The organism is Neobacillus soli NBRC 102451 (genome assembly GCF_001591665.1).
Taxonomy (GTDB): Bacteria; Bacillota; Bacilli; order Bacillales; family Cytobacillaceae; genus Neobacillus; species Neobacillus soli.
The window spans coordinates 1-17,309 of sequence record NZ_BCVI01000036.1 but is presented as its reverse complement, the minus strand read 5'-3'; the positions used below and the strand labels follow the sequence as shown (position 1 = coordinate 17,309).

12 protein-coding genes are annotated in these 17,309 nt (G+C 42.3%); 9 read left to right on the top strand and 3 right to left on the bottom strand.

Annotation, left to right across the window (positions count from 1 at the left end; translation table 11 throughout):
* Positions 1-77: 77 nt before the first annotated feature.
* Positions 78-524 carry a Dps family protein gene (locus tag BSO02S_RS12915; RefSeq protein ID WP_066067617.1) on the bottom strand — a complete coding sequence of 149 codons (447 nt, stop codon included), beginning with the start codon at positions 522-524 and terminating at the stop codon, positions 78-80.
* Positions 525-887: 363 nt separating this feature from the next.
* On the opposite strand from BSO02S_RS12915, the gene BSO02S_RS12910 reads away from it, so the two are divergent.
* The 9 genes from BSO02S_RS12910 to BSO02S_RS12870 all read left to right on the top strand — a co-directional run bounded on the left by BSO02S_RS12910 (position 888) and on the right by BSO02S_RS12870 (position 13,606).
* Positions 888-1,490, top strand: coding sequence for a cell wall hydrolase (locus tag BSO02S_RS12910; protein ID WP_066067614.1), 603 nt, complete (start codon positions 888-890; stop codon positions 1,488-1,490).
* A 372-nt stretch (positions 1,491-1,862) separates the two neighbouring features.
* Positions 1,863-3,215: an APC family permease gene (locus tag BSO02S_RS12905; RefSeq protein WP_066067611.1), complete on the top strand. Its 1,353-nt coding sequence runs from the start codon at positions 1,863-1,865 to the stop codon at positions 3,213-3,215.
* 238 nt (positions 3,216-3,453) lie between these two features.
* A complete protein-coding gene (locus tag BSO02S_RS12900; protein WP_066067608.1) occupies positions 3,454-5,577 on the top strand; it encodes a sigma 54-interacting transcriptional regulator in 2,124 nt (707 codons plus the stop codon).
* Between the two features lie 75 nt (positions 5,578-5,652).
* A complete protein-coding gene (locus BSO02S_RS12895) occupies positions 5,653-5,871 on the top strand; it encodes a spore germination protein (RefSeq protein ID WP_066067605.1) in 219 nt (72 codons plus the stop codon).
* Positions 5,872-6,175: 304 nt separating this feature from the next.
* Positions 6,176-7,669 (top strand): aldehyde dehydrogenase family protein, encoded by a 1,494-nt coding sequence (locus tag BSO02S_RS12890; protein ID WP_066067603.1) that lies wholly within the window; start codon positions 6,176-6,178, stop codon positions 7,667-7,669.
* 63 nt (positions 7,670-7,732) lie between these two features.
* Positions 7,733-9,100 carry a putrescine aminotransferase gene (locus BSO02S_RS12885; RefSeq protein WP_066067600.1) on the top strand — a complete coding sequence of 456 codons (1,368 nt, stop codon included), beginning with the start codon at positions 7,733-7,735 and terminating at the stop codon, positions 9,098-9,100.
* A 52-nt stretch (positions 9,101-9,152) separates the two neighbouring features.
* A complete protein-coding gene (gene gabT / locus BSO02S_RS12880; protein WP_066067597.1) occupies positions 9,153-10,523 on the top strand; it encodes a 4-aminobutyrate--2-oxoglutarate transaminase in 1,371 nt (456 codons plus the stop codon).
* A gap of 37 nt (positions 10,524-10,560) precedes the next feature.
* Positions 10,561-11,982, top strand: coding sequence for an NAD-dependent succinate-semialdehyde dehydrogenase (locus BSO02S_RS12875; RefSeq protein WP_142303778.1), 1,422 nt, complete (start codon positions 10,561-10,563; stop codon positions 11,980-11,982).
* Positions 11,983-12,481: 499 nt separating this feature from the next.
* Positions 12,482-13,606: an HAD family hydrolase gene (locus BSO02S_RS12870; RefSeq protein WP_066067593.1), complete on the top strand. Its 1,125-nt coding sequence runs from the start codon at positions 12,482-12,484 to the stop codon at positions 13,604-13,606.
* A 320-nt stretch (positions 13,607-13,926) separates the two neighbouring features.
* On the opposite strand, the gene serA is transcribed toward BSO02S_RS12870, so the two are convergent.
* Together serA and BSO02S_RS12860 are read right to left on the bottom strand one after the other, a co-directional pair.
* Positions 13,927-15,570: a phosphoglycerate dehydrogenase gene (serA, locus tag BSO02S_RS12865; RefSeq protein WP_066067590.1), complete on the bottom strand. Its 1,644-nt coding sequence runs from the start codon at positions 15,568-15,570 to the stop codon at positions 13,927-13,929.
* Positions 15,563-16,720, bottom strand: a complete 1,158-nt coding sequence (locus BSO02S_RS12860) for a pyridoxal-phosphate-dependent aminotransferase family protein (RefSeq protein WP_066067587.1) — start codon at positions 16,718-16,720, stop codon at positions 15,563-15,565. Before BSO02S_RS12860 ends, serA begins: the two co-directional genes overlap by 8 nt.
* Between the last annotated feature and the right edge of the window lie 589 nt (positions 16,721-17,309).

The following is a 17,309-nucleotide window of genomic DNA, read 5'->3' as shown; positions in this document are numbered from 1 at the left end:
ATAAAAGTCAATACTTATTAATAATTATTATAATTTAAAAACAAAAAGCCCAACACTGTTGGACTTTTTTCCTGCTATTAAATGCCCCTGCCCAGGAAGGCGGTCAGCATCCAGACGTGCTTCTCAAGGCCGGAATGAATCGCTAGCAGCATATCGCCTGTTGTTTCGTCATTTATTTCACTTGCAAAGCTCATTCCCTCTTTCAATTCACCGATGATAATCGAGAAATCATTGATGACCGATTCGACCATTACTTCAGCGGACTCATTACCTGTTGCTTCATTAATAGATGAAATTTCAAGGCATTCTTTCATAGTAGCAACTGGTTTTCCACCAATCGCCAGCAGGCGTTCCGCTAATTCATCGACATGCAGTCCCGCTTCATTATAAAAATCCTCAAATTTGATGTGTAAAGTGAAAAATTGCCCACCCTTCACAAACCAATGATAGTTATGTAACTTCATATACAAGACAGACCAGTTTGCAATTTGTTTGTTCAATACGCTGACTAACTGATTTTCCATTCGAAAGCCTCCTTTTTTAATCTCTCTTATATTATTACCAAAGTTAATGGTGAAATCCTCTATGAATTTAAGGGATTTGTTGTCAATTTGGTGAAGATTTCGTGGAAAACTTATTTAATTTAGAACCTTATTATGTTACATACATGATACAGAATGTAATAATGTGTCCTAAATTCACCACGGGGTCCATTTTTAGGGAATAATAAGAAAATGGTTGTTACTTCCAATTAGTAGAGAAAAGCTTTCATGGTGGGCGCTAGTTTAGCAGATTCTCGCTTACCACTTATTGGGTAATGAATAAGTGTGTTACAACTGATAGCCTTAGTAGTAGAGAAACGGACAACAAAAATTGGAGGTAATAAAATGAATAAACTAAAAAAACTCGTGATTGCAACTGGATTAATTTTATCAATGTCAGCTTTTACATTAAATGGTACAACAGAAGCTGCAACTACCACTCATAAAGTTCAATCGGGTGAAACGTATTGGAAAATTGCTACAAAATACGGTGTGCCTGTTAATAGTCTATTAAAAGCAAACAATACAACTAGCAGTCTTCTTTATGCGGGAACAAATATAGTAATCCCGAATTCTACTATTACTGCATCAGAAAAAGATTTGCTTGCCCGTCTTGTTCATGCTGAGGCAAAAGGTGAACCATATGCAGGGAAAGTAGCTGTTGCAACCGTTATTCTTAACCGTGTAGCGAGCAATGATTTTCCAAATACCATTAAGGGTGTTGTGAATGAAATTTCTAATGGTCATTATGCATTTACTCCGGTTCAAAACGGTGCGATTAAGCAAGCGGCAGACGCTTCGTCAAAACAAGCAGTGAATGAAGCATTGGCTTTTAAAGGACAGGGAAATGGTTCGTTATTCTTTTATAATCCAAAAACGGCAGTAAGTAAGTGGATTTATTCTCGCCAAGTAACGGTTACAATCGGTAACCATCGATTTGCGAAATAATAGCCAATATCATTAGTTTACCTAGAAAATAGAATTTTATTAAAGAAATAAGCAGTGGATTCCGAAATTAGGAATCCGCTGTTTTTTTGTTTTTGCTTTTATTCGTTCCGTTTATGCATACCTGATTAGATTATGCAAAATTTCATAAAAAACTGGCTTCATTTTTTAAAAATTATGCGGAAAGGTCCTAGTAAACAAAGATTTTTTAAAAGAGAATAATGGCATGAAAATTGCAACTATTTACAATAATCCAATATTAGGTAAGGTTTGAGGAGGAGTTTATGGTCGATTGAATAGTTAAAATCTAATTTCTTTTTAAAAAATGTAAGTGCTTTCAAATGAAAAATAAGGGTAAAAGGAGAGTTGATAATATTGGGGAATACTAGCCTTAAGCGTTCACTTGGACTATGGGCAATTGTTGGGCTTGGATTAGGTTATATGACACCGACAATCGTGTTTGATACATTTGGGATTGTGTCTGAAGGAACAAATGGCGTTGTTCCACTTGCCTACCTAACCGCTTTGGCAGTTATGCTGTTTACAGCGATTAGTTACGGGAAGATGGTACAAGTATTTCCAAGTGCCGGATCGGCTTATACGTATACAAGGGAGACGATGAACCCGCATCTTGGATTTATCGTTGGTTGGGCGGCGTTATTAGATTATATCCTACTTCCTATGGTTAATGCTTTGATTATCCGCATTTATATGGTATCCCTGTTTCCAGAGGTCCCGGCGTGGATTTGGGTTGTTAGTTATGTCGCTGTCGTGACCGCATTAAATGTTTGGAGTATGGGGAAAACTTCAAATTTGAATTCAATTCTTGTTATTTTTGAAATTGTGTTAATTGCGGCCTTTATTGTGCTTGCTTTTGTTAAGCTTTCCCAAGGGATGGGACAAGGAACCATTTTTACTACGGAACCGCTCTTTCATGCAAATGTACAACTGGGTCATGTGTTGACAGGAGCTACGGTGGTTTGTTTCTCATTTATTGGCTTTGATGCGGTTACCATGTACGCTGAGGAGGCGATTGATCAAAAAACGATGCCGAAAGCGATTATGTTGACGGTTTTAATCGGCGGGGCTATCTTTTTCATCGCGGGTTATTTCGCGCAGTCATTATTTCCGAATGTCTCGAATTTTAAAGTGACTGATGATACGTTACCCGAAATAGGGTTGTATGTCGGTGGAACACTCTTTCAACTGATTTTCCTTGCCGGGGCTTTTGCAGCAACCGTTGCTTCCGGACTTGCCTCACATGCAAGTGTATCCCGACTTCTTTACGTAATGGGACGAAATGGTGTCCTGCCAAGGAAACTGTTCGGCTATGTTCATCCAAAGTTCCGGACACCTGCGTTTAATGTCATATTGGTTGGAGTAGTTTCACTGCTTGCAATCGCCCCCAGCCTGGAGTTAATTTCTTCTGTTATTAACTTCGGGGCATTGATAGCTTTTACCTTTGTTAACTTATCCGTTATTGCCCATTTCGTGTTCCGTAAAAAAAGATATAAAACGGGCAAAGATGTTTTTACCTACCTGATTATGCCAATCATTGGGGCGGGATCAACGGGAATCTTGTGGTATAACCTGCATGCTGACGCCCTTATTGGCGGGATTGTTTGGATAGTCATTGGGTTTATCTATTTGCTAATCCAAACAAAATTCTTTCGAACCAAAATGGCAGATCTTGCTTTTGATGAAGCGGATCGGACTTCTTCACTTTAGATTGATTCCATAGATATAGAAAAAGCAGTGGTTTCCCAAATATGGGATTACACTGCTTTTTTATTGGAGTTCCCCTCCAAAAATGGCGTAAAAGGGCTTAACTTTAGGAATTAGCCTTCATAAGGGTGATGAAAGACTACAGAAAAGGAGATGAGGCACTCATCTTCTTTTTTTAAATTTAAAAAATTCTGAATAAAGTGGTAGTATAAGGTTGATAGGAACTAAGGGGGATGTCATTATGTTTGCTGTTGCTAAGGAAAAAATTAAACCGATTATTTCAGTCGCAGTTGATGAAAGTGAAGCCGTTTTTCGCTCGACCTTAAAAAACCTTAAAGAACCCTTTTTATTCTTTAAAAAACAAGATAAACTAATAGCCTATGTATTGCTTGAGAAGCCAGAAAAAGAGAGCTTTTCGCTAGAGCGCTTATTTGAACAGGCCAAACCAATCGAAAGTATCTGCCAGCTTAGCGAACATATCTCCTTGCCTGTCCTGTTCCAAATTATTGGTGAACCATTCGCCATCATCAAAGGTGAGGATGGAATACCATCAGGTTACATACGAAGGGAAGACGTCCTTGCAGAGCTTTTTAAACAGGAAAATAAAAGCGTTGATTTGCTAAAAATCATCCTGACCTCGATTCCAATGGGGATTTTTGTATTGGATAAGGAAAAGCGGATTATTAATTGCAATGAGGCCGGTTTAAAAATGATTAAATCCACGGCAGAAAAGGTATTGAATGCTCCTGCAGAAAATATATTTAGCGCTACCCATATTAACAAAGTATTTGCCACGAGGAAGACGCTTCTAAACCATCTTGTCTTAACAAATGAAATGGGGGTTCTCGTCGATTATAGCCCTATTTTAAACTATGAAAATGAAGTCGATGGAATTATTATTGTTGCCCAGGATTTGCCAATGGTTGAAGAGATGGCAATGGAAATTGAATATATTAAGGATCTAAATATGGACCTGCATGCTATTTTGTCGAGTATTTATGATGAAATTCTTGTCGTGAATGCCAAAGGCGAATTAATCCGCTTTAGTGAAAATATCATTCAGAATTTCTGGAAGGTTGATTTAAAAGAGCTTATTGGGAAAAATATTCTTGAACTTGAGGACCAGGGGCTGTTTACACCTTCGGTAACAAGACTTGTGTTAGAAAAGGGAAAAAAGGTTTCCGTTGTTCAAGAAACAAAAACGGGACGGAAAATCCTTGCGGTTGGAAATCCCGTCTACAATGAACAAAATGAATTGGACCGAATTATCATAGCCTCGCGCGATATTACCGAAACATCGCGCTTAAAAAGCGAACTACAGGAAATGAGAAAAATTTCGGAACAATATAAGAAGGAATTAGATAATATCAAGAGTAAGGACCGCTTTTTGAAAAAGCTGATTTACTGCAGTCCGAAGATGGAAAAAATAATTAACCAGGCAAAGAAAATTGCCGACTTTTCTTCGACCGTGCTGTTAACTGGCGAATCCGGCGTTGGAAAAGAAGTGATTGCCCAAGCGATCCATCAACTGGGCAGGCGTTCTGAACAGCCCTTTCTTAAATTAAATTGTGGGGCGATTCCGGAGAATTTACTGGAAAGTGAATTATTCGGCTATGCGAAAGGCGCTTTTACCGGTGCCGATAAAAATGGAAAAGAAGGATACTTCAAACAGGCAGACGGCGGAATTTTGTTTCTCGATGAAATCGGTGAAATGCCTGTGCACCTGCAGGTAAAGCTGCTGCGGGTACTTCAGGAACAGGAGGTTATTCCCGTCGGAAGTACCATGCCGATTAAGGTGAACGTGCAGATCATTGCCGCTACGAATAAAAAGTTGGAAAAAATGGTCGAAGAAGGAACCTTTCGTGAGGATTTATTCTACCGCTTAAATGTCATTCCAATTCACATTCCGCCGTTAAGGGAGAGGACGGAGGACATTTCGCTGCTGGCGTTTCATTTCCTGCAGCAGTTGAATGAGAAATACGACCGTAATTATCATTTAACGCCCGATGCCGTTAATGTGCTCGAATTTTATCCATGGCCGGGTAATGTAAGGGAACTGCAAAACATTATTGAAAGATTAGTGGTTACCGCCGATCACCCGGCAATTGACGCCGAGTTTGTCGGTCAATTTTTAACGGTAGGCTATGAGCATAAACAAATGAAGCCCGTGATTACCAGGGTGATTCCCTTACAGGATGCTATCGATCATGTCGAAAAGCAGCTGATTGTAATGGCGATGAACCAATACAAAACAACCACAAAGGCGGCTAAAGCATTAGGAATCAGCCAATCATCAGTAAGCAGGAAATATCAGAAAATAGTCAGTGAGAAAAATATAAAAGTTGAAAACTTGTCAACCCCTTAAATAGGTGTTCCGCATGAACAAGGAAGGGGAACACACATATAATATCTTATTGTTGAATTGAAAGGGATGTGTGTAGTGCCAGCGATTATTGGACCGGTCGAAATCGTTAATGTAAGTGGAGGTATTACCCAGTTTGGTGACAGCCTCTTTATTTCACCAAAAGAAAGTGCAAAGACATTTGCTGGCTCTGGTGTAATAAACACGGGAGGAATTATCATTGTAAATAACGGCTTGAGTGGAACGAATGTCCTTGATCCTAATCTAATTGATCAGCCGATTGTCGGAAATAAATAGCTGGTGCCAGGCACCACCCGAAATTTGTCGAAGGATGACAGACTTTTTGATTGGTGGAGGATGATAAGCTGAAGTCCAAATTCTACAGTACCACCTGTAAGTGGATGACCAAGTGTAATAAACACTATGGTTGTCCACTTTTTTTATGTTTAGTAGAACCATTATGCAATCAGAAATAGTCCTATGCAAAAATGAATAGCTTTTATCAAAAACGCAATGAAGAATATCATTCTATCAGTCTTTTTATGTTTGGCACGCTTCTTGCACTAATTTCTAATGAGATAGATAAAGGAGGAGTTTGTGAATGGTGGAGGTAAGAAACCAGGTTGCAAGCCTAAAGATGTTTATTGATGGTGAGTGGAAGGATGCTAAAAATCAAGAAACCCGCCCGGTCATTAATCCTGCGAATGGGGAAGTCATTTCCTATGCCCCTGAGGGAACTATCGCTGACGCTCGTGCTGCCATCCATGCTGCCCGCAGAGCTTTTGAAGAGGGTGTCTGGTCCGGGATATCAGCACAGGAAAGAGCTTCCTATTTATTAAAAATTGCTGACAAAATTGATGAGAATGCTGATGAATTGACACAGCTTGAAACAAAGGATAACGGTAAACCATTAAGAGAAGCTGGCTTTGATGTGGCTGATGCGGCCGCATGCTTCCGCTATTATGCAGGACTTATCACAGCACCTGATGGCCAGACCTACCATGTCGCCGATCCGATGCAGGCCATGGTTGTCCGTGAGCCGGTTGGTGTTTGCGGTTTAATTGTTCCCTGGAATTACCCGCTCTTAATGAGTGTCTGGAAGCTCGCGCCCGCTTTAGCTGCGGGAAATACGGTTGTCTACAAACCGTCCGAGGTGACACCGATAACCCCGAAAAAGCTGTTTGAAATTTTTGAAGAGGTGGGCCTGCCAAAAGGGGTTGCCAATATGGTAATGGGGGCTGGCCCAGTGGTTGGAAATGAAATCGCTTCCCATCCGGAAGTGGATATGGTCTCCTTCACAGGTGGTACGAAAACTGGAAAGCATATTATGAAGACGGCTGCTGACACGATGAAAAAGGTTTCCTTGGAGTTAGGCGGCAAATCGCCAAATATTATTTTTGCCGATGCCGATTTTGAAACGGCAGTGGATTATGCATTATTTGGCATCTATGCCGGTTCTGGTCAGGTATGTTCAGCCGGGTCAAGAATCTTAGTCGAAGAAAGCATTTATGATCAATTCGTTGCTCGTTTTGTTGAAAGGGCCACTCAAATTCAAGTAGGACCTGGAGATGATCCTTCAACAGAAATGGGTCCGCTTGTAAGCGAGCAGCATTTGGAAAAAGTTCTTTCTTACATTGAAATTGGTAAACAGGAAGGTGCGACCATTGCTTGTGGCGGTAATCGAATTGTCAGCAACAGCCTAGAAAGAGGCTATTTTGTTGAGCCGACGGTATTCGTTGATGTAAAGCAGGAGATGAGAATTGTTCAGGAAGAAATATTCGGTCCTGTCGTTGTTATTCAGAAGTTCAAGAACGAAGAAGAGGCGTTGAAGTTAGCTAACGGTACCGTTTATGGGTTAGCCGCTGCTGTATTTACGAAAGATGGCGCAAAGGGATTAAGGGTGATTAAAAAGCTGCGCGCAGGAATTACCTGGGTCAATTCCTACCATCCTACTTATAATGAAGCACCGTGGGGCGGCTATAAGCAAAGTGGCATTGGCCGCAGCCTTGGAACATTTGGATTAGAGGAGTTCCAGGAGATTAAACAGATTAATATTAATTTGCAGGTTGAGCCAGTTGGTTGGTTTTCAAATTAAAAGCGAAGTTGCCGGGCTGCTTGCACTGGACAATTAACTAAATTCAATAGGAGGAGCGAGAATATGAGTATCGATTTAAAACAAGAATTGAAGATAAATCAGAATCAACATGTGAGCGAATATATTAACAAGGTTTTAGGTTTAATAGAAAAAGAGGACATCAATCAGGATGAAGCTGAATGGATTACAAAGGAAACGGTTGATGGCTTCCGCGATCATGTAAACCCGGGCTTTCTTGATTATCGAAAAACAGTCACAAAGGACGGTCAATTTGCAGCCGTGGAATGGTCGGATACCGGAGCGTGCTTTAAGGATGTCAATGGCAAAGAGTATATCGATTGTCTCGGTGGCTTTGGTATTTATAATGTCGGCCATCGTCACCCAAAAGTAGTAAAGGCAGTGACCGACCAATTGAAACGTCAAGCCCTGCATAGTCAGGACCTGCTCGATCCACTTCGGGCGATGCTAGCAAAAATTTTAGCCGAAATAACTCCTGGCAATTTGAAATATGCCTTTTTTACTAACAGCGGGACAGAAAGTGTTGAGGCTGCTCTTAAACTAGCAAAAATGTACAGTGAGCGGACGACGTTTATTTCAACGACTCGTGCCTTCCACGGGAAAAGCTTAGGTGCCCTGTCTGGAACAGCCAAAGGAATGTTTCGTAAACCATTCCTGCCGTTAATCCCAGGCTTCCGTCATGTCCCATTCGGAGATATCGATATGATGAGAAAAACGTTTGAGGTATGCTCTGCCGTTGGTGAAGATGTGGCGGCGGTGCTACTTGAACCAATTCAAGGCGAGGGGGGCATTATCCTTCCACCAGAAAACTACCTAAAAGAGGTTCGCGAGCTGTGTGATCAATACGGGGCCTTATTAATTTTTGATGAAGTACAAACGGGGATGGGAAGGACCGGAAAAATGTTTGCCGCGGAATTATTTGAGGTTGTTCCGGATATTATTTGTCTGGCAAAAGCATTTGGCGGAGGAGTTATGCCTGCAGGTGCCGTTGTGGCGACAGAAGACGTCATCAAGAGCTGGTTCCCGAATCCGTTTATGCACACAACAACCTTCGGCGGCAATCCGTTAGCTTGTGCGGCGGCAATTGCGACGATTGGCGTGCTGCTTGAGGAAAAATTACCAGAGAGAGCAGCCGAGGTCGGTGAATATTTCCTCAACAAGCTGAAGGAAGCGTCGAAAGGGTATGAAGATAAGGTTCAGGAAATACGCGGTCAAGGCTTGATGATTGGGATTGAATTCCACCAAGATGAAATCGGTTATGAAGTATCAAAAGGGATGTTTGATCATGGTGTCCTTGTTGCCGGAACATTGATCAACTCGAAGACGATTCGAATTGAACCTGCGCTGACGATTAGTTATGAAGATGTAGATAAAGTGGTAGGCACATTTAAAAAGGTTTTGGAACAAGTATAAGAATAAACGGTAAATTTTTAAAGTATGTATTTAAAAGGGAGGTGCGGAAATAGTGGAAAAGAAATATGTGAAGCTCCAAACAGCGATTCCCGGACCTATATCGCAGGAATTATTGGAGCGAAGAAATAAATATGTTCCAAAAGGGATTAGCAATAATTGCCATTCCTTTGTAAAAAAAGCACAAGGTGCCCTTGTCGAGGATGTCGACGCCAACACCTATATAGATTTCGCCGGTGCGATTGGGACGTTGAACGTCGGTCACTCTCACCCGAGGGTGGTTAGGGCGCTTCAAGAACAGGCAAGTCAATTTGTTCACACGGGCTTTAATGTGATGATGTACGAATCGTATATTTCGTTGGCCGAGCGGCTCTGCAAACTTGCTCCCGGAGATTTCGATAAACAGGCTGCTTTTTTTAACAGCGGTGCCGAAGCGGTTGAAAACGCGGTGAAGATTGCCAGGAAATATACGAAACGGCAAGGAATCATCTCGTTTACGCGGGGCTTCCACGGCCGGACGTTAATGACGATGACAATGACAAGCAAGGTAAAGCCGTATAAATTTGGGTTTGGGCCTTTTGCACCGGAGGTTTACAAGGCGCCCTATCCATATGTCTATCGACGCCCGGAAGGAATGACTGAGCAGCAATATAACGTAATGATTATTGAGCAATTTGAACAGTTTTTACTGGCGGAGGTCGCTCCAGAAACAATCGCGGCTGTCGTCATGGAACCTGTGCAGGGGGAAGGCGGATTTATAGTGCCTGACACCGCCTTTGTTCAACGAGTAAGAGAAATCTGTACCCAGCATGGGATGTTGTTTGTTGCTGATGAGATTCAAACCGGGTTTGCCCGGACGGGTAAATATTTTGCGATTGATCATTTTGATGTTGTCCCAGATTTGATTACCATTTCGAAATCAATGGGGGCCGGTGTTCCTATCAGCGGCCTGATTGGCAGGACGGAAATTATGGATGCTGCTGCAGTTGGAGAGATTGGCGGTACTTATTCAGGAAGTCCTCTTGGCTGCCGGGCAGCCTTGACGGTTTTAGATATTATTGAAAGTGAAGGCCTCAATGACCGGGCCGAGAAATTGGGAGATAGAGTGCTTGAAAAGATGCATCTTTTGGCGGACCGTTTCGAGGGGATTGGTGATGTCCGAGGCCTTGGAGCAATGTGTGCAATGGAAATCGTTAAGGACAGGCAATCGAAAACTCCTGATAAAGAGGCGGTTGGAAAAATTGTTAAGGCGGCAGGCGAACGTGGGCTTATGTTACTTAGTGCCGGCCTTTATGGAAATGTGATTCGCATTTTGATGCCATTAACAATCACGGATGACCAGCTTGAAGAAGGTTTACAAATTCTTGAGGAAGCAATGGAGGCAGTTTATCTAAATGACTCTGCCTTATCGGTTGGGGGAGAATAAAATGGATGTTGTAAAGAAAAACTACCAAATTTATCCGATGTACCTTAATGGCGACTGGGTCGGGAATGATTATGAAGTATATACAGAAGTCATTAATCCGGCCACTAAAGAAGTTGTCGGCGCTGTTCCAACAGGCGGTGCTTATGAAGCGAAGCAGGCTGTTGATGCTGCACATACCGCTTTCAAAACCTGGTCGAAAAAAACAGCGGAAGATCGCTATCGACTCCTGATGAAATGGTATCAATTAATAGAAGAAAATAAACATGAAATCGCTAGAATCATGACGATTGAGCAAGGAAAGCCCTTAAAAGAAGCACTAGGGGAGGTCATGTACGCGAATGGATTTATCTCCTGGTATGCGGAAGAGGGAAAAAGGATCTATGGTGAAACGATTCCAGCCTCTCACCCTAATAAGAGAATACTAGTTAGGAAAGAACCGGTTGGTGTCATTGCGGCGATTACGCCGTGGAATTTTCCAGCGGCGATGATTACGAGAAAAGTAGCACCAGCGCTTGCAGCCGGGTGTACTGCCGTTGTGAAACCAGCAAACCAAACACCACTTACCGCTTTGAAAATGGTTGAGCTGGCACATGAGGCCGGCATCCCTGCCGGTGTGTTAAACGTGGTCACCGGAAGGTCCGCTGAGATTGGAGAGGTGTGGCTAAAGGATCCGCGTGTGACGAAAATTACCTTTACGGGTTCGACTGAGGTTGGTAAGACGCTGATGCGCGGTGCCGCCGAAAATGTAAAGAAGGTATCGCTTGAGCTCGGCGGGAATGCGCCGTTTATCGTGATGGATGATGCAAATCTAGCAAAAGCTGCCGTTGGGCTTGTTCAATCGAAATTCCGCAATGCCGGTCAAACCTGTATTTGCACGAATCGGGTTTATGTGCAAGAAGGGGTCGCAGATGAATTCATCAAGCTTTTTCAAGCGGAATTAGAGAAGCTTAAGGTCGGGAATGGACTTGAAGAGGACACGGATATCGGCCCGCTAATCGATAAGGCTGCGTATAAAAAAGTAGACGGACTTGTTAAGGATGCGCTCAAAAAGGGTGGAAAGGTCACTTACAGCGGGCTGAAACCTGCTGAAGAAAACGGCTATTTCTATGCCCCAACGATTTTGACTGACATACAGGATGATATGGAATGTATGCAGGATGAAATTTTTGGCCCGCTCGCGCCAATCTCGACCTTCAAAACAGAAGAGGAAGTCATTGCACGGGCAAATGACTCGTGTTACGGATTAGCAGCCTATGTTTATACTGAGAATTTAAGCCGTTCCTTTAGAATCACCGAGCAGCTGGAGTATGGAATTATTGGGCTGAATGATGCCTTGCCTTCTGTCGTTCAAGCGCCATTTGGCGGCTATAAAGAGAGCGGTCTCGGCCGTGAAGGCGGTCATTACGGGATTGAAGAGTTTTTAGAAGTGAAATATATCTCGATTGGTTTGGACTTCTAATTTTAAAAAATATGTAACTGCCTAATTCGTTTCATCCTCCTTCCAGAGGAGAAACCACGAAGAATAGCCAGTGAAACAATCAATGCTTTTATTTGTCATTGGTTGTTTTCGCTGGCTATTTAGGTAGGGACAGAGAGAATGGCGAATAAGAATAGTTCATAGTTCATAGTGCCCAACCCAGGTCTTTTTTCCACATGATGGGCACTCTGGGACCCCGCAGAGTGTCCGAACAGGGGGAAGATCAGAGCGAGCGCCCATCAAGAATAGTAATTCAGGAAATATAAATATGCTTTTTGGAAACGAGGAATTATGGTGGCAGGACCTCTTCATGGAAGCAGCAAAGGTAGGTGTAGCGATTGCAGATGTTCTAACCTACCGCCCTGCGGTTAAGCGTTTCTAATAATTATTCTCTTCTATTTAAACAAATGTACTTCAATTACCTTATGATGCTGTGTTACGATAACGTATAAAAGTAAAGCTTGAAATGAGGGCGGAGTTTATGATTAAAACAATTTTGTTTGATGTAGATGGAGTGCTGTTAAGCGAGGAGCATTATTTTGATGCCTCGGCATTAACGGTGTGGGAGCTGTTAATTAGCAGTAATTATTTGGCGCTGTCACCTGAGAAATTTAAAACGAAATATAATGAAGCTGAAATTAAGTCCATCCGAGAGCAAGTATTTAAGAATGATAACGTCCTTAAATTAATGAAATCACGCGGCCTAAACGCCAACTGGGATATGATCTATTTATCCTTCAGCCACCAACTTATCCATCTCTTATCGCAAATTAAGGATACGGAATTTGAAAAAATCAATAAATGGTGTCAGGCACCAATCAATCGAGAAACATTATTGGAGATTGGCAGGGTGTTGAGTAATTATCATGTGAAAATGGATTTTAGTTTGTTTGTGGAGGATTTTACACGGTCAGAGGCGACGAAGCAGGAATTGCTTGGTTATTTGAATGTGTTGGCGAAGGAGAAGCTCGGGGTGGATACTTCCATTTTCGAAAAGGGTGAGCTATGGTCTATTTGTGAGCATGTATCCCAGGAATGGTATGTGGGTGATGAGAATGTTCTTGCCTCTACCGGAAGACCTTCGGTACAAACAGGTAAAAGAGGTTTTCTTGCCAATGAAACAACTTTGGCGCCTCGGGACAGAATCGATGAGGTGTTTCAATTCTTAACTGCATCAGGATTCATGATTGGAATTGGTACAGGCAGGCCGGCGCTTGAAACGATTCAGCCATTTCAGCATTTAAATTGGTTGAAGCATTTTGATGTAAAGCGGATTGTGACGGCTGATGAAGTGTTTGCGGCGGAGCAGGAGCTATCAGAACAAACATCCTTATCGAAGCCGCATCCTTTTACCTATATTATGGGCCTTAAAGGTAAGGGGACATCTGTAGGGGATTGTTTAAACACGGCGCTGCCAATCGAGAATGGGGAAGAAGTTTTGGTTGTAGGAGATTCTTTGGCGGATCTTCTGGCTGCAAGACAAATGGGCTGTCAATTTGCCGCTGTTTTAACAGGCCTTTCCGGCAAAGATGCTAGAAGTGAATTTGAAAAGCATGAAGCGGATTATATTCTTGATTCCGTGCTTGATTTGAAAGGAATTTTATAGAAAGAGCTGTTTTTTTATGTATGTTTTGATAAATCAAGATTAAACTCATTAAGAATCAATCTTTTTATGTAAAATTACACTTAAATTTTTAGATTTTCATGATTTATTTAATTAATTACCTCTCAAACGGAGAATCCTGGATTCCAATAGGCGAATTTCAAGGTCTAATGGGCGAATTTCGGATTCCAATAGGCGAATTTCAAGGTCCAATGAGCGAATTTCGGATCCAAATGGGCGAATTCAAAAAACAACAGTCTTTAGGAAATAAGCCGATAAAGAAAAGAGGGATTGCACCTGCATGCAATCCCTCTCTCCTATACCTATAGACTTTCCACCTTCTCCTGCTCGATATGCCCTGGTTCAAACGTATCCACATTCGCTAACTCCAGTAATTGTGCTTCATCTAATCCATCAATTAGAGTTAAGTCACGAATGACATCCGCGCCCAAAGTTTTATCAAGCGTCAAGACCATAATAGCTTCTCCGCCGACCTCCGTTCGACCAACTTGCATCGTTCCAATATTGATTTGGTAGTCACCTAGTAGAGAGCCGACCCTGCCAATCATACCGGGAACGTCACGGTGCTTAATATATAAGAGATATTTTTCCGGTTTCACGTCAATCCGATATTGGTTAATTTTCAAAATTCTCGCACCGTAACCATTTAGGACGGTTGCGCCAATCTGGGCTGATTCACCCCCATTAGAAACACGAAGTTCCATATAATTTGCAAAGCCTTTATTTGTCGCATTTTTTACAACATTATAGGAAACCCCCTGCTCCTTCAAAAGATGAAGGGCATTAATGAGATTGACAGAATCACTTAAATGATAGGATAAGATGCCTTTTAGCAATGTACGAGTCAACAATTCGGTATCTTCATCAATTAAATCGCCATAGTAATTGATTTCAATTTTATCAGGGGCCTGCTTGTTTAACAATTGAATCACGAGCTGTCCCATTTGATCGCCAAGCAGTAAATATGGCTGTAGCTTTGCCTGGGTTTCACCAGACATTTGAGGCATATTGACCGCATTCTGGATTGACTGGGTTTCAAAGATTTCGATGATTTCTGCACTTACCTCTTGGGCAACCTTTTCCTGTGCCTCTACAGTAGAAGCTCCAAGATGAGGTGTCACGATAATATTTGGATTTTGTAGCAATTCTACATCCGCAACCGGTTCTTTTTCAAAAACATCCAGGGCTGCTCCTGCTACATGACCGGCTTGAATCGCTCGAACCAAAGCCTTTTCATCAATCACACCGCCGCGGGCACAGTTAACAAAGCGAACCCCTTTTTTCGTTTTTTGCAAATAGTCATCATTGATTAGTCCACGGGTATCATTGGTCAATGGTGTATGAATCGTAATAAAATCAGATTCCTGAGCAATTAAATCTAAACTTGCTTTCGTCATTCCCAGTTTCTTTGCCCGCTCCTCTGTTAAGTACGGGTCAAATCCTAAGATATTCATCCCAAAGCTTTTGGCGCGTTTCGCCACCTCTGTTCCAATCTTACCCATGCCGATAACACCAAGTGTCTTTTTGTACAATTCCACTCCTTTAAAGGAGTTACGGTCCCATTCGCCCGCTGCCGTTTTTTGATGGGCTTGGGGGATTTTTCGAGCTAATGACAGCATCATCGCTAAGGTATGCTCGGTTGCGGCAATCGTATTAGCGCCTGGAGCGTTAATCACGATAATCCCTTTTCGAGTTGCCGCATTGACGTCAATATTATCGACCCCGACACCCGCTCTGGCTATTACGCGGAGTCTCCCAGCTACTTGAAGCAGTTCTTCGGTTACCTTTGTCTGGCTTCGGACAATCAGGGCGTCGTAATTGCCAATAATATTTTTCAATTCTTCCACAGGAAGAGTCGGCTGCCTTTCAACAACAAAATGGGGATGTTCAATTAGGCTCACTAAACCAGTATTACTAATTCCATCGGTTACCAGTACTTTATACATGTTCAATCCAAACCTCCTCAGCTCTTTTTACAGCGGTACCTAGTACATCTTTTCCATCTAAAAACTTTAAGGTCATTTCAATGCTTCCTAAAACCTTTATGACATCAAATGGCGTACAATACCCCATGTGTCCGATTCGGAAAATTTCTCCCTTTAATTTCTTTTGACCGCCGCCAAGTGTAATCGCGAACTTATCCTTTAAGACTTTTTTGATTTGCTTGGCCGGTTCGTCTATCGTTCTAACCGCAGTAACGGTTGGAGAAGCATCTTCATCTGATGTTAACAGCGGAACCTCAATTGCCTTTAAGCCTTCACGGACCATCTCTTTTAAAAGCTGATGACGTTTGATCACCTGCTCAAAGCCTTCTTCTTCAAACATGTTGCAAACCTCCTGCGCACCGAAAATAAGGGAGACGGCAGGTGTAAAGGGTGTGGACCTTTCATTTTCATAGGATGCTAGATAACGATTTAAGTCGAGATAAAACCGTTTAGCTTTACAGTTTCTAATGACCTCTCTTGCCTCATCATTAATCGCAATAAACGCTAAACCAGGAGGGAGCATAAGCGCTTTTTGTGAACCGGCGACGAGGATATCAATATTCCAACCCTTCATATCAACAGGGACAGCGCCGATGCAGCTTACCCCATCAACAATGTAGAGGGCATTCGTTACCCTTTTCACAACTTTGCCCAAATCCTTTATCGGATTAAGGACACCTGTTGACGTTTCACAATAGGTGGCAAACACCGCCTTTATTTCTTTTTGAAGGGACTTCAGAAAATCCTCGAGTTGCTCTGGTTTGCACGTTTTTCCCCATTCAATGTTTAAGCGGTGGACATTTGCTCCAAAAGTTTCACAAATAGAGGCAAAACGGTCTCCAAAGGCACCTGCGACAATGACAACAACCTCATCGTTTTCTTCAATCACATTAACGGCAGCTGTTTCTAAAGCGGAAGTCCCGCTCCCCGCTAGAACCGTGACAGGATTTTCGGAACCAAACACAGGCATAAGGCGGGTCGATACATCTTCAAGTAAGCTAGGAAATTCTGGGCTGCGGTGGGCGATCATCGGTTGATTCATTGCAATTTTCACGCGATCAGGAATGGGTGTCGGGCCAGGGGCAAACAAATATTGTTGATCAAGTAACATGGAAACTCATCCTTTCAAATTTTCTTTTTGTTTTTCTAATAAAAACTATTATGAGTTTTAACTCCCAACCAATTCATGAAAATGAATGGATTACAAGCTGTATACCAACATAATAAAGGCGGTGTGAGCGAAGCAGAACTTTCCTAATTCGTAGTGAAAAATGTATATTTTACGCTCAAATTGGAAATAATAATTCAAGCTCCGCCCCTTTTCCATATAAAAAAACGTCCCTCATAACAGACAGATTTGTCTTGTTATGAGGGACGTGATGTAACGTGGTGCCACCCTCTTTTGCTGCATAATAGTAAAAGCAGCCTCAACAATTTAACGGTTTCACCCGGGACTGCCTACTAAAAACGTTCGGCAGCCAGTTCAGAAGGGCTGGGCAAAATAGTTTCCGGCTCAAGCCCCCTGCGACAGTCTACGCCGCTTATAAGAAGCTTTCGCTTTACTTTTTAAGAAATAGCACCGGTTCGCAGCAGCCACCGGCTCTCTGAAGCTATTTCTTAATGCCGTCTTCATCATTACTTTTAATCATTTTTCAGAATATGAATCTTTGAACTTTGACTACTGTCTAGCTCCATCGCCC